The 14,624-nt window shown below is 44.0% G+C and carries 13 protein-coding genes; 1 reads left to right on the top strand and 12 read right to left on the bottom strand.

Annotated features, from left to right (window positions below; all coding sequences use genetic code 11):
• Positions 1-5 precede the first annotated feature (5 nt).
• Positions 6-2,456 (bottom strand): EAL domain-containing protein, encoded by a 2,451-nt coding sequence (locus ACSVDE_RS02590; protein ID WP_439299402.1) that lies wholly within the window; start codon positions 2,454-2,456, stop codon positions 6-8.
• 154 nt (positions 2,457-2,610) lie between these two features.
• Positions 2,611-3,390: an enoyl-ACP reductase FabI gene (gene fabI / locus ACSVDE_RS02585; RefSeq protein WP_439299401.1), complete on the bottom strand. Its 780-nt coding sequence runs from the start codon at positions 3,388-3,390 to the stop codon at positions 2,611-2,613.
• Positions 3,391-3,520: 130 nt separating this feature from the next.
• On the opposite strand from fabI, the gene ACSVDE_RS02580 reads away from it, so the two are divergent.
• Positions 3,521-4,012: a GyrI-like domain-containing protein gene (locus tag ACSVDE_RS02580; RefSeq protein ID WP_439299400.1), complete on the top strand. Its 492-nt coding sequence runs from the start codon at positions 3,521-3,523 to the stop codon at positions 4,010-4,012.
• 44 nt (positions 4,013-4,056) lie between these two features.
• On the opposite strand, the gene ACSVDE_RS02575 is transcribed toward ACSVDE_RS02580, so the two are convergent.
• From ACSVDE_RS02575 to ACSVDE_RS02530, 10 genes are all read right to left on the bottom strand, one after another.
• A complete protein-coding gene (locus ACSVDE_RS02575) occupies positions 4,057-4,527 on the bottom strand; it encodes a hypothetical protein (RefSeq protein WP_439299399.1) in 471 nt (156 codons plus the stop codon).
• Between the two features lie 372 nt (positions 4,528-4,899).
• On the bottom strand, positions 4,900-5,178 hold the full coding sequence (locus ACSVDE_RS02570; protein WP_439299398.1) for a hypothetical protein: 279 nt from the start codon (positions 5,176-5,178) through the stop codon (positions 4,900-4,902).
• Entirely contained in the window at positions 5,179-5,544 is a 366-nt protein-coding gene (locus tag ACSVDE_RS02565; protein ID WP_439299397.1) for a hypothetical protein, read from the bottom strand.
• Positions 5,545-5,562: 18 nt separating this feature from the next.
• Positions 5,563-6,033, bottom strand: coding sequence for an immunity protein YezG family protein (locus tag ACSVDE_RS02560; RefSeq protein WP_439299396.1), 471 nt, complete (start codon positions 6,031-6,033; stop codon positions 5,563-5,565).
• A gap of 5 nt (positions 6,034-6,038) precedes the next feature.
• Positions 6,039-7,835, bottom strand: coding sequence for a DNA/RNA non-specific endonuclease (locus tag ACSVDE_RS02555; protein WP_439299395.1), 1,797 nt, complete (start codon positions 7,833-7,835; stop codon positions 6,039-6,041).
• Positions 7,836-7,988: 153 nt separating this feature from the next.
• Entirely contained in the window at positions 7,989-9,038 is a 1,050-nt protein-coding gene (locus ACSVDE_RS02550) for an ATP synthase beta subunit C-terminal domain-containing protein (protein WP_439299394.1), read from the bottom strand.
• 131 nt (positions 9,039-9,169) lie between these two features.
• On the bottom strand, positions 9,170-9,520 hold the full coding sequence (locus ACSVDE_RS02545; protein WP_439299393.1) for a VOC family protein: 351 nt from the start codon (positions 9,518-9,520) through the stop codon (positions 9,170-9,172).
• Positions 9,521-9,596: 76 nt separating this feature from the next.
• Positions 9,597-10,253, bottom strand: a complete 657-nt coding sequence (locus ACSVDE_RS02540; protein WP_439299392.1) for an RNA polymerase sigma factor — start codon at positions 10,251-10,253, stop codon at positions 9,597-9,599.
• A gap of 312 nt (positions 10,254-10,565) precedes the next feature.
• Complete coding sequence (argF, locus tag ACSVDE_RS02535) at positions 10,566-11,549, bottom strand: ornithine carbamoyltransferase (RefSeq protein WP_439299391.1); 984 nt, start codon at positions 11,547-11,549, stop codon at positions 10,566-10,568.
• A gap of 189 nt (positions 11,550-11,738) precedes the next feature.
• The gene (locus ACSVDE_RS02530) at positions 11,739-14,207 is read right to left on the bottom strand and encodes a S8 family serine peptidase (RefSeq protein ID WP_439299390.1); all 2,469 of its coding nucleotides are present in this window, start codon (positions 14,205-14,207) and stop codon (positions 11,739-11,741) included.
• Positions 14,208-14,624: the final 417 nt, after the last annotated feature.

Below are 14,624 nucleotides of genomic sequence, written 5' to 3'. Positions count from 1 at the left end.
TTTTCTTACACTTTCGAAGTCGGTTCGAATATTTTTGGCGTAATGAATTTGTCTGTAATTTGCGTGTAGGGTAAAGGCGGACTACATAAATAACCCTGGAATTCATTACAGTTACTTTCTAGGATACTTGCTAATTGATCCGTCGTTTCAATACCTTCCGCAATGACATTCAGTCCGAGTCTTTTTGCCATATGTACGATTGTTTCGACAACGGCTTTATCCTTCGCACTTAAATGAATTTCTTTCGTAAAGGATTTGTCGATCTTCAAAGTATCCAACGGAAAATCCTTCAGGTAACTGAACGAGGAGTACCCTGTTCCGAAATCATCCAAGGAAAGCTTCACACCCATAGCTTTCAATTGTTTCATGATTGGAATCGCTCGCTTAGGATCCTGGACAATGGTTTCTGTTAACTCAAGTTCAAGATTCTGTGGCATCAACTCTGTTTCAGCCAAAATATCCGCTACAATTTCCGGGAAGTTCGGCTGGCGGAATTGCAAGGCCGATATATTCACGGAAACATGTTTCAAGTCAGGTTTCACTTTCAACCATTCTTTGAATTCTCTGCAAGATTCTCTCAATATCCATTCACCCATCGGAATGATCAAGTTCGTTTCTTCAGCTAATGGAATGAAATCAGCAGGGGAAACGGTCCCCAGCTCTGGATGATTCCAACGGATCAGCGCTTCAAACCCGACAATCTTATCCGTCTTAACCTCCACTTGTGGTTGATAATAGACCTCTAATTCTTCACGCTCCAGTGCTTTTCGAAGACCTGTCTCCAACACCATTTTCCTTGAAATGATTTCATTGATCTCATTTGTAAAATAGTAATACTGGTTCCCGCCTTCTTTCTTCGCTTCGTACATGGCGGTATCGGCATGCTTTAGCAAGGTGCTAGCCGTTTCTCCATCTTCCGGATAAAGACTGATCCCGATAGAAGTCGAGGTATAGAGCTCTAAATCATCAATCACAACAGGTGTAGAAATGTTATTGATGATCTGTCTGGCAACGTAACCAGCCTGGTAATGGCTCGTTTGAGGTAAAACGACCACAAACTCATCACCGCTTTGCCTGGCCAGCAAATCTTTTGTGGAGAGACATCTCTGTATCCGTACTGCAATTTCCTTTAACAATACGTCCCCTATACTGTGGCCATACACATCATTGATCTGCTTGAACCGATCCAAATCGAGGAACAAGACCGCAATCATATGTCCATCCAACTTCGCTTGTTCAATATAGGAGGTCAGATGCTCCTTCAACATTCTTCGATTTGGTAAGTTCGTCAACTCATCTCGATAGACCAATTCTTTAATTCGTTTCTGACTTTCCACACGCTCTGTAATATTCCGGATGATCCCGGTAAAATAGCTGTTTTCGCCATCTTGCGTCGTTGATAATGACAATTCAATCGGAAATTCTTTTCCTGATTTATTTAGCCCCGTCAGTTCAACGGTTTGACCGATTACCTTCTTCTGATTCGTTTGATTATATCTTTCCATGCCATCTATGTGCGCTTGACGAAAATCATGAGGAACAATTGTATGTAGTGGTTTCCCAATCATTTCAGTTGAAGTATAGCCAAAAATCTTGCCAGCAGCTTCATTCCAGGACAGGATCACACCTTTATGATCCGACGTGATGATGGCATCATTAGCAGATTGAATAATCGAATGATACATCCTGTCGATGACTTCAAGACGGTGATCGCTGTCTTCGATTTTTGCTTTATATCGCAATAAGACAATGGTGAATCCAATGATCATCAAAATTCCGATCGCTACCAAAAAACCAAGGACTGTCGGGCCGACTTGACTGGTCAGATCATCCTGAGGCATTTTTACACTCGAATCATGAATGAACGTAGCTGACGCCATTCCTGTGTAATGCATACCAGAGATCGCTGCCCCCATGACGAGTGAACTAAGCGTAATCCATCTCTTCCGATTCTTTGCAGTTGAACTTGTCCGAAACAAATTCAGTGCTACAAATGATGCCACCATCGCAATCACTACGGAAAGCGCAACGATCCACATATCATATTGGATGACAGCCTGCATTTGCATCGCTTCCATTCCCACGTAATGCATCAGGACAATACCTGTTCCGATCAAAATCGAGGATGCAATTTGCGTTAGACGGGAACCTGATTTTTTGATTAAATAGAATGCAATTCCACTTGAGACGATTGAAAATAGGATACTGATGGTCAGTAAAACCGGCTCGTAGGTTACATTCATCCCCATATCATAGGCAAGCATAGCAACGAAGTGCATTGACCAAATGCCTCCACCAAGACTAAGGCTGCCCATCGCCAACCACGTCAACCGACTTTTTCCCTTCAAGTTATTCAAGCGAGCAGCTATTTCAAGAGAGATATACGACGATAATACCGCAACCGCTATTGATAAAAGGACGAGTCCAACATGATACTGCGCGTCCATTTCCCCCATTTTAATCTCCTCTATCCGTAAATTTACCGAAAGGCTAGTTTAATATATAAAAAGGATTATACCAGAAATATCTTTCAGTAACATAAATTGGATAACCATTTATGTAAAAAAACAGTAATCCCCTATCTGGAATTACTGTTCTGTTTATTTTGGGTTATCCCATAATGTTGTAGCCGGAATCGACGTAAACGATCTCGCCTGTAACGCCTCTTGAGAGGTTACTGAGGATCGCGAGTGTCATGTCACCGACTTCTTCTTGTGTCACATTTCTGCGCAGTGGTGCCGTTTCTTCGATTTTATGAAGAATCTGATTGAACGAAGGTACACCTTTTGCCGCAAGTGTACGAACCGCCCCAGCCGAAATCGCGTTTACACGGATATTCTCTTTCCCCAAATCAGATGCAAGGTAACGAACCGTCGCTTCGAGTGAAGCCTTCGCTACACCCATCACATTGTAGCCGTCTACGACACGCTCTGCCCCAAGGTAACTCATCGCAACAATCGATCCGCCTTCTGTCATGAGCTTGCTCGCCTCACGAGCCACCGCTACGAGGGAATATGCGCTTGTATCTTGCGCGAACGCATAGCCTTCACGGGATGTATTGACGAACTTGTCCTTAAGGTCATCTGCATGTGCGAATGCGATGGAATGCACGACACCGTGGATGGTCCCGACTTTTTCACCAATCTCCGCAAAAGCTTCCTTAATGCTAGCATCTTCATTCACATCACATTGGATGGTTAGCTTCGATTCGAATCCATGCTCTTCAAGCAGTTGCTCCAATTTTCCAAGTGAGCGTTCTTTTCTGTACGTAAAAATGAGGTTCGCTCCCGCTTGATAGAGGGATTTTGCTACGCCCCAAGCGAGACTTCGCTTATTCGCGACACCCATGATGACGATATTTTTGTCTTTCAGTTTCAATAAATCTTCCATTGTAGACCTCCGTTGTTATACCTGGTATTAACACCTGTTGCCAACACTCATTATAGCACAATTCAAACCCTGTCAAACTGTAAAAAGATGTATAATGGAAGAGATGAAAATATGGAGAGGAGCGTGTCCAATGTCTGTCGGACAGAAAAATGAAGTGAAAGTCGTCAGCCAAAAAGGTTTCCAAGCAGTCGGTTTGAAGTGGGAAGGTACGTTTGAAGAAGCGTTCGGTGGTGCCATCCGCAAAATCCAAGAGGAAATGCATCAGCGTCTAGCCGAAATTCCTCATGTAGCTGATTCGGATGTATTACTCGGATTGTCTTACCATGCATCACTCGGTGGAACAGGTTTCACGCATTATGCTGCAGTCGAAGTGGACAAAGTCGAGGAGTTACCAGATGGAATGGTACCGGTATCCGTCCCTGAACTTACATACGCCCAGACAGAACACAACAAAGGACAAAGCGTCAAACACTCCTATGACAACATCTATGTATGGATTAAAAGTGAAGGATATCAAGAGGACAACGCAGACGGCTTGACCCATTATGAGCGCTATCCAATGAGCCAAGATCCATATGACGAAAACCCCGAATTCACAATCCGCATCCCAGTGAAAAAGTAAAGAAATAGGGAAGGCTGATCGAGATATCTCGACCAGCCTTTGCTTCAGCTAATTAACGTCAATAGAGCAAAATTCACAACACCGAAGAATACTAGCCCTATGATGAAACTGACTACTAACATCTTCAGGGTATACCCTTTCTTAACGGTACCACGGTCGACCTTCCTGCTCTGTACATACACAGTAATGTTCATAAACACCATCAGGACAATCAAGATAAAGAACAAATCCGGAAAGGCGGTAAATACGAAAGGTTCATCGCCCATCATCCAAGCATTGAATAGCGCAATGACCCCTACAAAGGCTTGACCTCCCGCTGATACCTTCTTCTGCTTTTCCCACTCGTTCCCCATCATTAGTTTCTCATGCTCGTGGAGCTCTGCCAGTTTCCTTGATAAAAACAACATGATGGGTTTACCTTTTACAATCGCTACATAAGCTTGAACAAATAGTAGTACTGAAAGAGCAATCCAAAATGTCCTCATGGTAATCCCGGCAACTGAGACTAAACTCATAAAGGTGAAACATACCACCATGAAGACATTCATCCAGAGAATTTGAAACTTACGAAGCTTACTGATCCTTTCATGACTCATATTCCACACTACTTTCTTCTCTTTATCTGATGTCAACTTATTTACGCATGCTTATCCAGAAAGGTTTCATCACTGTTTCAAGACATAGGGTAGTAAACTTTGATCCCCTGCCGTGTACAGATAAAATATGAAAACCAATACTAAAGTAAGAATAGCGACAACTAGTTGTTTATTCGAAATCACAATATACCCCCTAAAAGTCCTAGTCCCTCTTCTTTTCTATACTACTTTTCCATTTTCCTTCCATGAAAAAAAGCAGGGTGGGATTCACCTGCTTCAAATCGGTTCATTTTAGTTTATACTTTCAAGTAATTCCTCAGCTCTATGCATCTCCTTAAGCAAGGGATTATCATAGTCACTATAACCATCAAGATATGCCCTTACTCCACCTGTTATAAATAGTTTATTTCTGTCAAATTCCCTACATTCCAGTAATTCTATAGCAATTGAATATCGTTTATATATTAAATCTAATACACCTTTTCTCTGTATCTCACTATATTTTTCTTCAATTAATCTTTTGACAATGTTTAATTGAATGACTAGTTCAGTTTTATTTTCATCATACACCTAATAAGCCTTTCCTTCCCTGGTCAATTCACCATTTATTGTATTAACAGAAAAATACCAATCACTCCAACCTTTTGTTGTCCTGGTATCCAGACATACTACAGCAGCACCATAAACTTTGTGATTAGTGAGATACGAGTATACATAGACGCTGGGCGGTTCAACTTCAAATTTTCGAACTCCTTCTAAAGTAAAACCGATTAACTTATTCGGAAAAGCATCAGGACCAGTTAGAAGCAAAACCGTATTGTTACGTAAATCTAATATTCCCTGTTTCAAATCGTTTAGTTGAACATGAAGGGTTTGATCTCTATATGTCCAAGATGCTCTTTGGCCTTCAATCCAAAAGTTTTGGCGAGCGTTCATATAACCACCTTAATATGACTAATCCTTTTGTTCTTCTAAATACGATGCAATTATTTCACTTTCCCAGTTTCCTTGTGGTATTATTTTGAAATTCAAATAATCAAAAATAACTTTATTTTCATATGGACCTCTAGAATTATTCCTATATTCATAATCTATTTTAAAAGTACCATCATTCTTCAGAACAAACGTTACATGTGTCCATAACTCTTGGGCATTATTTTTAAATTCATCTTGGAGTTTGTTGAAACTCTCATATATTTCATAGCTTTTTAACTCAAAAAAACTCTCATCTATGTTGAACTTATCCTTTATATCTAAACTATAAATATATTCTTCCCGATCTTCTGGCATGTAGTAAAAGAATATCTGTCCATGGTCTTCATCAATTTGTCCATGCAATAAAATATGTTGCCAATCTTCCGGAATAATTTCTAAAATATTATCGACTATTAGTTGGTAGATTTGCTCCATTTCCTTTGTTTGCATCCTAGTCACTCCTTGCTTGAATTTTTTAGAAATTTGCTTACTTTAATATCATTAATTGAATAGTTAATACTAAATGCCTCAGGTCTTAATGAATCACCTTTAAAAATTGGTTTTACATTTATTTCAACCTCGTCACCATTATTTAAAGCTTTAGCCCATTCATTCTCTATGGTTTTAAATGCTCCCCTATTTAGATTTGCATCCATAGGCACCAGGTTATCTATCTCACCAGATCCTTTAAAAATACTCGCTACTAAGTGACCTCCATCATCATTGGATAATCGATCATTTCCACCTACTGTTCTTTGTGCATAGGTATTTCTTTTCGCCTTACCTAATGACAATGTACCTTCTACACTTTTGATTCTACCTAATTCGTCTGTTTGATACTTGTATCCTTCTGGGGTTACATATCTTATATTGGACTGTAATACTTTCTTCCTGCCTTGTTTTACAATGTGGTCACCATAGTTGACTTCATTGATTTTTATTTTCGAATTGCCTATTTGGTTTTTAGTATTTATATTTTGTTTAAGATTTAGTGACAGATTGTCCCCAGCAACAGGTTTGTTCACTCCAACATTCGGAGCTGCTATGTTAGTCTTCACTGGATTAACCGTTATGTGGTTGTTTCCATCGATGATGGTTCGGGTTTTGGTTGCACTTTGGCTGACACTTGTATCTACAACGTTGGTTGTTGTTTTCCCTGCCTGGCTGACGGTTGTGTCTGATACTTGGGTTGACGATAGGGCAACTTGAGCTGGGTTTCCTTTTATTAAGGGAACCGCATGTGTCGCACCCATAACGGCAAGTGGGATGGTTGCTGCAATCACCGTCACTGTCGCTGCTGTCTTGAGGTTCGGCGCTTTTCCTTTAAAGATGTTGCCTAAGCTATATTCCGATCCACCGGCAACTCCGCTTCCTACCGACATTCCAGCAACTCTAGATCGGAGTAATGCGCTGGCACCTTTCATCGCTCCGCGTCCGAGTGGTCCGGCAATCGTTCCTGCCGCTCCCCAGACTACCATGTCCTGTACCATTGCTCCTGCATCAAGCGGCTGTCCATGGACGAAGTGGTTGTACAGATGTGTACCGCCTGCAAAGCCAGCGGATATTCCGCCTCCAATCATTCCGGTTCGGCCAATCAATCCGCCGACAAAGCGTAAACCAGATCCAGCAACGGACGCACCTCTTGCCCCCCATGCGGCAGCAGTTGTTCCTCTCGCAAGCCAACCTGCTCCACCAGGAACCATTCCGAGTCCCATGAACGCCATTCCGCCCCAGAAACTGACATTGTCTGTCGATGCTGCGTATAATCCGTAACTCAATGCGCCTCCAGCACCCATTACGAGTGCAGCTGTACCTGCTAATGGTGTAAGAACGACCGCTCCAGCTAAGATGACTGCGCCTCCACCGAGAATGATCAAGGATTTCGTGAACTTGTTCTGTTCACCCCACCATTCATTTGCGGCTTCCATGCCATCCTGTACTTTACCTTTCGTCCATTCATAAGCGTCTGTGACTTTTTCCTTCGTCCATTCGAAGGTATCGCCCACCGCTTTTTTAATAGGTTCAGGTAGATCGACATCTGGAATACCTAGTTTGTTCAATACCCAGTCTACTGGGTTGGGGTCTTTCTTCTCTTCAGGTGGATATCCTGTTGAATCAGTCGGTTTCAAGGAATTTCCTTCGTATTCGAACTTACCGATATTCGAGTTCGTTTCAGCTTCCGCGACCTGCTGAATAGCGAACCCTGAAGACAACACGATCAAAATGAGAATAAGCTGCAGGATTCTCTTCATTTTTCCAATATACGCCACCTTCCAAATCTATCCTACTAATATCATACCTACCCGTTTTTGGAAGTTCTATCATCCTATTGCAGAAAAATAAAAATGAGAGTTTCCTAACGTGAGGAAACTCCCATGAACAATAAAATCTCTAGTAAAATTTAATTACAGGCTCCCGATATAGTCCAGCTGGTCGACTTCTTTGGAGTCGGCGGAGCCATCGAGGATTTTTTGGACGTCGTTCAGTGTATTCTTCAGGCTGACCGTTTCCCCTTTTTTACCGGTGAATGGTTCGGCAACATAGAACGGTTGCGTCAAGTACGCTTCCAGTCGCTCGCCACGTTTGTACGTTTGCATTTCTGCGTCTGGTACAGCCTCAATTCCTTTCACATTCACGAATGCACGGAGCTCACGGTATCGGCGTAAAAGTTTCTGCGCGCGCTGTTGGATTGTGAGGTGGTGCTGATCCAGGTGAGCACCTTCCAATACAGAAGACGTCGAGTAGAGCGGGTTGATTGCCGGGAACTTATGGCGTGTCGTTAAGTCCATGTCGAATTGCCATAATGTTTCAAGCGGTCCGTATGGTAGGTCTTCGTCGACCGCTTCGCCTTTCAAGTCGACGAGGAACGTCGTGACGTTTTCAATTCCGATGCCTTGAAGACGGTCTTGAAGGTCGTGCAGTTCACCAGTCAAAACGTGTGACCGATCTGCTGAGAACAGGATGTCTTTTTTACCGAGAGAAGCCATTTTTTCGTACGTTTCGTCGATGGAATTCGTCACATGGTCGAAGTACTCAAGGATATCATTGACCTCTGGGTGGTCGCCTTCTGGTTTTAACAACAAAGTCGTGTAACCTTCTTTTTTCAATCGGTGGAAGGTTTCAGCCAGAATGACGAGCTGCCCCATACCTGGTCGTGCGACAAGTCCTACTGATCCGCCTTTGGCGAGTGGTGCAAATAAATCCAACGCTTTGATTCCCGTTTCGATCATATCGATCTTCTCCCCTCTGATTATGAGTTCATCCAAACTACATTCCGCGAGTGATGCGAGTGCGACGAGTGTCTTTACCTCAGCACGTCCGACCGGGATCTTACCGGTGCACAAGTTCGATACGGTTGCTGGGCGCAAGCCGACTGAGCGGGCTGCACTCGTCAGGTTCGGCACTCGTTTTCGTAAAAGTGAGACGTTCAAGCGAATATTTTCTAGTGTTTCCAAAATTTACACCTCCTGTTACGTTATATCGTATTCTAAGTTACGTTAAAAAGCAACATTAAATTACGTTAAAACGTAATTATTTTTTCTTCGTACACAAAAATGCCACCCTTACGCAGGATGGCATCTTTAATTTACCTAGTACAGGCAAGCAACATATTCCCTTCTGGATCGTAAAAGTGACAACCTCTCATTGATTCACCGAACGGCTCGATCGGATCCACTTTCGCACCCTTCTCAAGCAATTCCTGACGAGTCTTTTCTACGTCCTCCGTTTCAAAAAAGAAAACCGAGTAGGGTAGCGGTGTAATATCGTCCACTTGAGCCTTCAGCAAAATGAGCGGAGGTCCGTCCAGATTGAACTCCAAGAAATCGTCCCCCTCAGCACCGACCTCAAAACCGAACATCTTCTTGTACCACTCTTTCGATTTCTCGAAATCGACGAGGTGGATGAAACAACAATTGATTTGACTTTTCACAGGCATAGATATGTCCCCTTTCATGTATTTTCACTTAATAAACGTACATAAAGTTCAAATAGATACGCTCAAAATAAAAAAATTATCTTTGGATCATTCCTAAGATGTTGCCTTCCGGATCCTCAATCGTAAAGCTTTGCTTCTCTTTATCGTAAGCAATTGAGAATCCTGCTTGAGTCAGCCTTCTATATGCTGTACTGATTCGCGTTGGATCGTTATGGCGGATCGCTTGTTGAAAGACCTGTATCCATTCCATCGTCGTCTCTTCGTTCTTTTCCCGTTCAATCAGGTTTTTCACGTTCTTTCTTGCTCTATGTAAAACTGCCTTAACACTTCCAACAGAGGTGTTAAGCATTCCTGCCGTTTCCTTGGAGGTGAAGTGAAAGACTTCTATCAGCAACAGAACGGCAGCTTGCTTGGGAGGTAATGACGATGCGAGCCCTTCAACCATTTCATCCAACACGATAGGATCATTATCATGTGTTGGTATTTGAGTCATGCTGTGCTCATCCATATCCAGGACCACTTTCTTTTTCCGACAATGATCCATCCAAGTTGTGGATGCAACTCTTAACATGTACGCCTTCGGGTTGGGATGAGCATTGAGCTTTTCCTTAAATTGAAATGATTTTAAAAGCGTGTCCTGATACAGGTCTTCGGCATCCCATGGTGTACCGGTGAGCATCCTACAGTAATTCTTCAAATCCGTTTGATAATCATGGATAAGCTTGTCGAACAAACGAGCACCTCCTTCGCCCTCCTCACTTCGACTCTCTTCAGGATCTTTCCTGCTCATAGGAAAAAGAACGTAACTGCACAAGGCAGTTACGCTCCTTATTGAAGATCTAATTTTCTTCAGGAGAACCATTTTCCAGTTACGAACCACTTCTCTGGAGTTACGACCCGTTTCTCAGTGGTCTCGAACCACTTCTCTGAGGTTACGACCCACTTATTCGGTATTACGAACCACTCCTCCGCAATTACGAACCACTTCTCCAGAGTTACGAACCACTCCCCCGCAATTACGACCCACTTTCCCGAAACTAGCAACCTACTTCCCGCCCATCAGTGCCTCCATGATCGCTTTCTGTACGTGCAGGCGGTTTTCTGCTTCATCAAATACGACAGAATGCGGTCCGTCGATGATCTCAGCTGTCACTTCTTTTCCTCGATAGGCCGGCAAACAGTGCAGAAAGATGAAGTCGTTCTTCGCTTTCGAACACAACTCCGCGTTAACCTGATACGGCTTGAAGATTTCAAGCCGTTTTTCCGCTTCCTCTTCCATTCCCATGCTTGCCCACGTATCGGTCACCACAACATCCGCACCTTCAATCGCTTCCTCAGGAGAGTTCGTGATCACCACTGAGCTCTCGTTCTGTTTCGCGACAAGCTTGGCGTGGTCACGGATCCAATGGTCAGGCTCATACCCGAACGGACTTGCCACCGCGATGTCCATCCCGACTTTTGCCGCTCCCTCAAGCAACGAGTGCGTCATGTTGTTGTATCCGTCCCCAACATAACCGAGCTTCAGTCCAGAAAGCTTTCCTTTGTGCTCCAGGATCGTCAGCAGATCCGCCATCACTTGTGTCGGATGGTGCAAGTCGGTCAGTCCGTTGATCACCGGCACGTCGGCATGGGCGGCGAATTGCTCGATCGTTTGATGGTCGAACGTACGGATCAGGATGCCGTCCACATATCCGGATAAAACCTTGGCCGTATCCTCGATGCTTTCCCCGCGTCCGAGCTGGATATCTTTTGTACTGAGAAAAATCGGGTCCCCACCAAGCTGCACGACACCTACTTCAAAAGAAACGCGCGTACGTGTCGACGCTTTATCGAAGATCATCGCAAGCACTTTCCCTTCAAGGGGCTTACGGCGCACTCCGCTCTTTAGCTCTGCCTTGATTTCAACCGCTTTTTCCAGTAAGTAAAGGATCTCACTTGAATGAAAATCCGATATTGTCAAAAAGTCCTGGCCCGTGAAATTAGCAGCGGTTACCCCATATGTCTGTTGCGTTTCAATAGCGTATGCCAATGAACACCTCTCCAATCTCATCTGTATTTCGTATGATTATACGACAGTAATTATATTTATTCAATACATAATTTACTATCACTTTATTTAAAGCGTTTTCTTTTTATATAAATGCATACAGACGAATAAAAACCCGTATCAGGCAGGGGAACCTGATACGGGTCGGGGGAAATGACATTCATTCAGTTTTTACTCGAAATAAGTTGTATAGTAACGGGAGACGGATACTGCATAATCTCCGCGGGTTACCGTTTGATCCGGGTTGAAGGAAGCGACGATTGTCGGCTCCTTGTCATAAGGACCTTGCGTGACATCGAAGTAAGCGTTCAAGATATTCATGTCAAGCGCAAGTTGTACATAGCCTTTCAAATCAGCTGGAACAGCGTCCGCATCTGAAATCGCAACGCGCTCATCCTTATATTGAACCGTCAACGGCTCGTCGTTCAACGCTTTCGCTTCACTTTCAAGTCCTAACGCTTGAACGAGTGAGTAAGCAAGTTCCGCACGCTTCACCGCTTGATTTGGAGCAAAAGAACCGTCCCCACGTGCCAACATTACGCCAGCATCGCTTAAGTCAGTGTCTTTCAGTGCTGCCCCACCAGCAGTTACCGCTTGGACGTAAGCAGAATCAGCTGCTTTCACATCAGAGAATGTCAATCCATTTGTTAGGTTTTGACGGACAGCTGCACCCATTGTTAAGAACTTTGCCAAATCAGCACGCGTCAATGCACTATCAGGCTTGTAAGTGCCGTTCGCTTTTCCATCAAGAAGGCGTTCGCTGACACCCATTTTGATTGCATCTTCTGCTGGGTGGCCACTTACATCATTGATGCCTGTGAATCCGCCTGCTTTTTTATATGCCAACTCACCTTGGACTGTTTCTGGAAGTCCTGGACCACCGTCAAGTCCTTCGAGACGGAGCGTCCACTTCCCAGCCATCGGGCTCGTCACTTGGACAGTACGATCGGTGTAAAGTGTGAACACAAGATAGATGCCAGAAGAGTATTCCGTTCCATCTGGAGCTGTCAAGATCAGGTTCAACGGGTTGCCTGTTTCGCCAAGCAAGCCTTTCGCGTTCACTTTTGCTGTAAGCTCGGTCAATCCTTCTTCTACATTAAACTCGACCTGATTTGAAGAAGCCGTCGCCGGGTTGTAGTTCACCTCAACCGGCTCACGCGTTACGTCCATTTCAACGTTCGCATTGTATTCGTTCGTATGGTTCAATGTTTCACCGTATTCTTTACCGTTCAAAACCATATCGACTGCAGCGTATGCATTCGCATATCCCGCACCGACTTCCCACGCCTCATAGCCAGGCATGTTCGTCGCTGTCTTCTGGATGATGGACTTCACTTCCATCGGCGTCAATGTCGGATCTGCATCAAGCATCAAAGCGACAATTCCAGCTGCGTGTGGTGCTGCCATCGATGTTCCACTCATGTGTGTGTAATAAGGTAAGTGTGCTGGTTCAAGGTTCTCTGCATCTTGATCTGCGCCAAGTGCTGTAAGTGGAGAAACCGTCTTCGTTGAAATGATGTCTTTACCAGGCGTTGTTATGGTCGGGCGATCTTCCCAAACGAACTGCTCGCCGTCAACTGTCACTGTACCGCCTTTCCCTTTCACTCCGCGAGAAGAGAAATCTGCAAGTGAGCCTTGCTTGTCACCAGCTGCTACTGTAATGACCCATGGTGCTTTTTTATAGTTACCGGAAATCGTGGATTCTCCAGGACCGGAGTTACCAGCTGAGAATACGACGACGATGTTTCGGTCATACATTTTTTTCGTAGCGATGTTGATCGGATCTTCCGGATCGAAGTCAGTACCCGCATCACTTGTAGATCCCCAAGAATTCGTCACAACACGGATGTTGTACTGTGCTTGGTTCGTTAATGCGTAGTCGAATGCGCCAAGTGTATCGAGAATTGCGATTCCTGCTCCAGAACCGTAACCGACAAGGTCCGCTCCTGGTGCTACACCTTCGTATTTGCCTTTAGACATTGCACCGTTACCACCGACAATTCCAGCAACATGAGTACCGTGACCAGAATCTGTGTCCGTGTTCGGAACATCTTCCGTATATGTAACCGGAAGTACATCAACCAATGCATTCAAGTTCGTCGCACCTTGTACGTTTTGTACGAGATGATCACCAAATTTGATATCGTTATGTGTGCCATCGACTCCGCTGTCGTTGACTACAACACCGATGCCTTTACCGGAAACCGGCATGCCGCCGTTTTTCTCCGTCATGCTTGCATCGTTACGAAGCTCATCGACACCAGTCATTGCAGTGCCTGTATTGTTTTCATACTCCAATTTTTCATTATAATAAACCGAACGGACTTCAGGATTGTCTGCAAGGGCATTGATCTGGTCCGCTGTCGCGAGCACCCCTGCCATCGGAAGCTCATTGAATACAAGCCCCTTCGTAATGCCGACTTCTTTTAAAAGATCGACATGTTCAGCCTGCGGAGCATCATTCGTGTTGAACGTGATGATGACCTCAAGTGGTCCCGTTGCTCCCTTCATCTTCTCAACCAACGTGGCATTGATGGTCGTTGTGTTTGTCTGTGCCTTTGCCGATGATGCCGGAGAAAGGGCCATCATCCACGTCGAAAGTACGAGCATAACGCTCATCAGTAAGGTTAACCGTCTCATCTTTCCGCCTCCCATAGCGTAATCGTTAGAATACTTTAATTATTTCAATAAATCCACAACGACGCTATTCTGCAAAAGGTATAAAGTACGAACAACAAAAGATATAGAAGGACTAGAAAGAAAGTTGTAGTCGGTGCGGACAGGTAGTAGAAAGGGACTAGTTAACTTCATTAAGGTCAGGCATTAATGAACACAATCCTCCCCAATTTATAAATCGCATCGTTCTATCCTATGACCTATCTTTTCCCCACGATTCAACAAAGCATAGATGAAATATCGTCTTACCCACTACATAACTGTATCCAATGAACCATTTCGTGTAGAAGAGTGTCAGAATTTGATAAATCCATAGAGAAGGAGTCTATTTATGTGTATGGAATTATTTATCTTGCTACAAGAAAACATACCTTGAGAGGA

This window comes from Pseudalkalibacillus sp. Hm43, assembly GCF_051842935.1.
Taxonomy (GTDB): domain Bacteria; phylum Bacillota; class Bacilli; order Bacillales; family Fictibacillaceae; genus Pseudalkalibacillus.
Note: the sequence above shows the minus strand (reverse complement) of the source record. Positions and strands in the feature narration are given on the sequence as shown.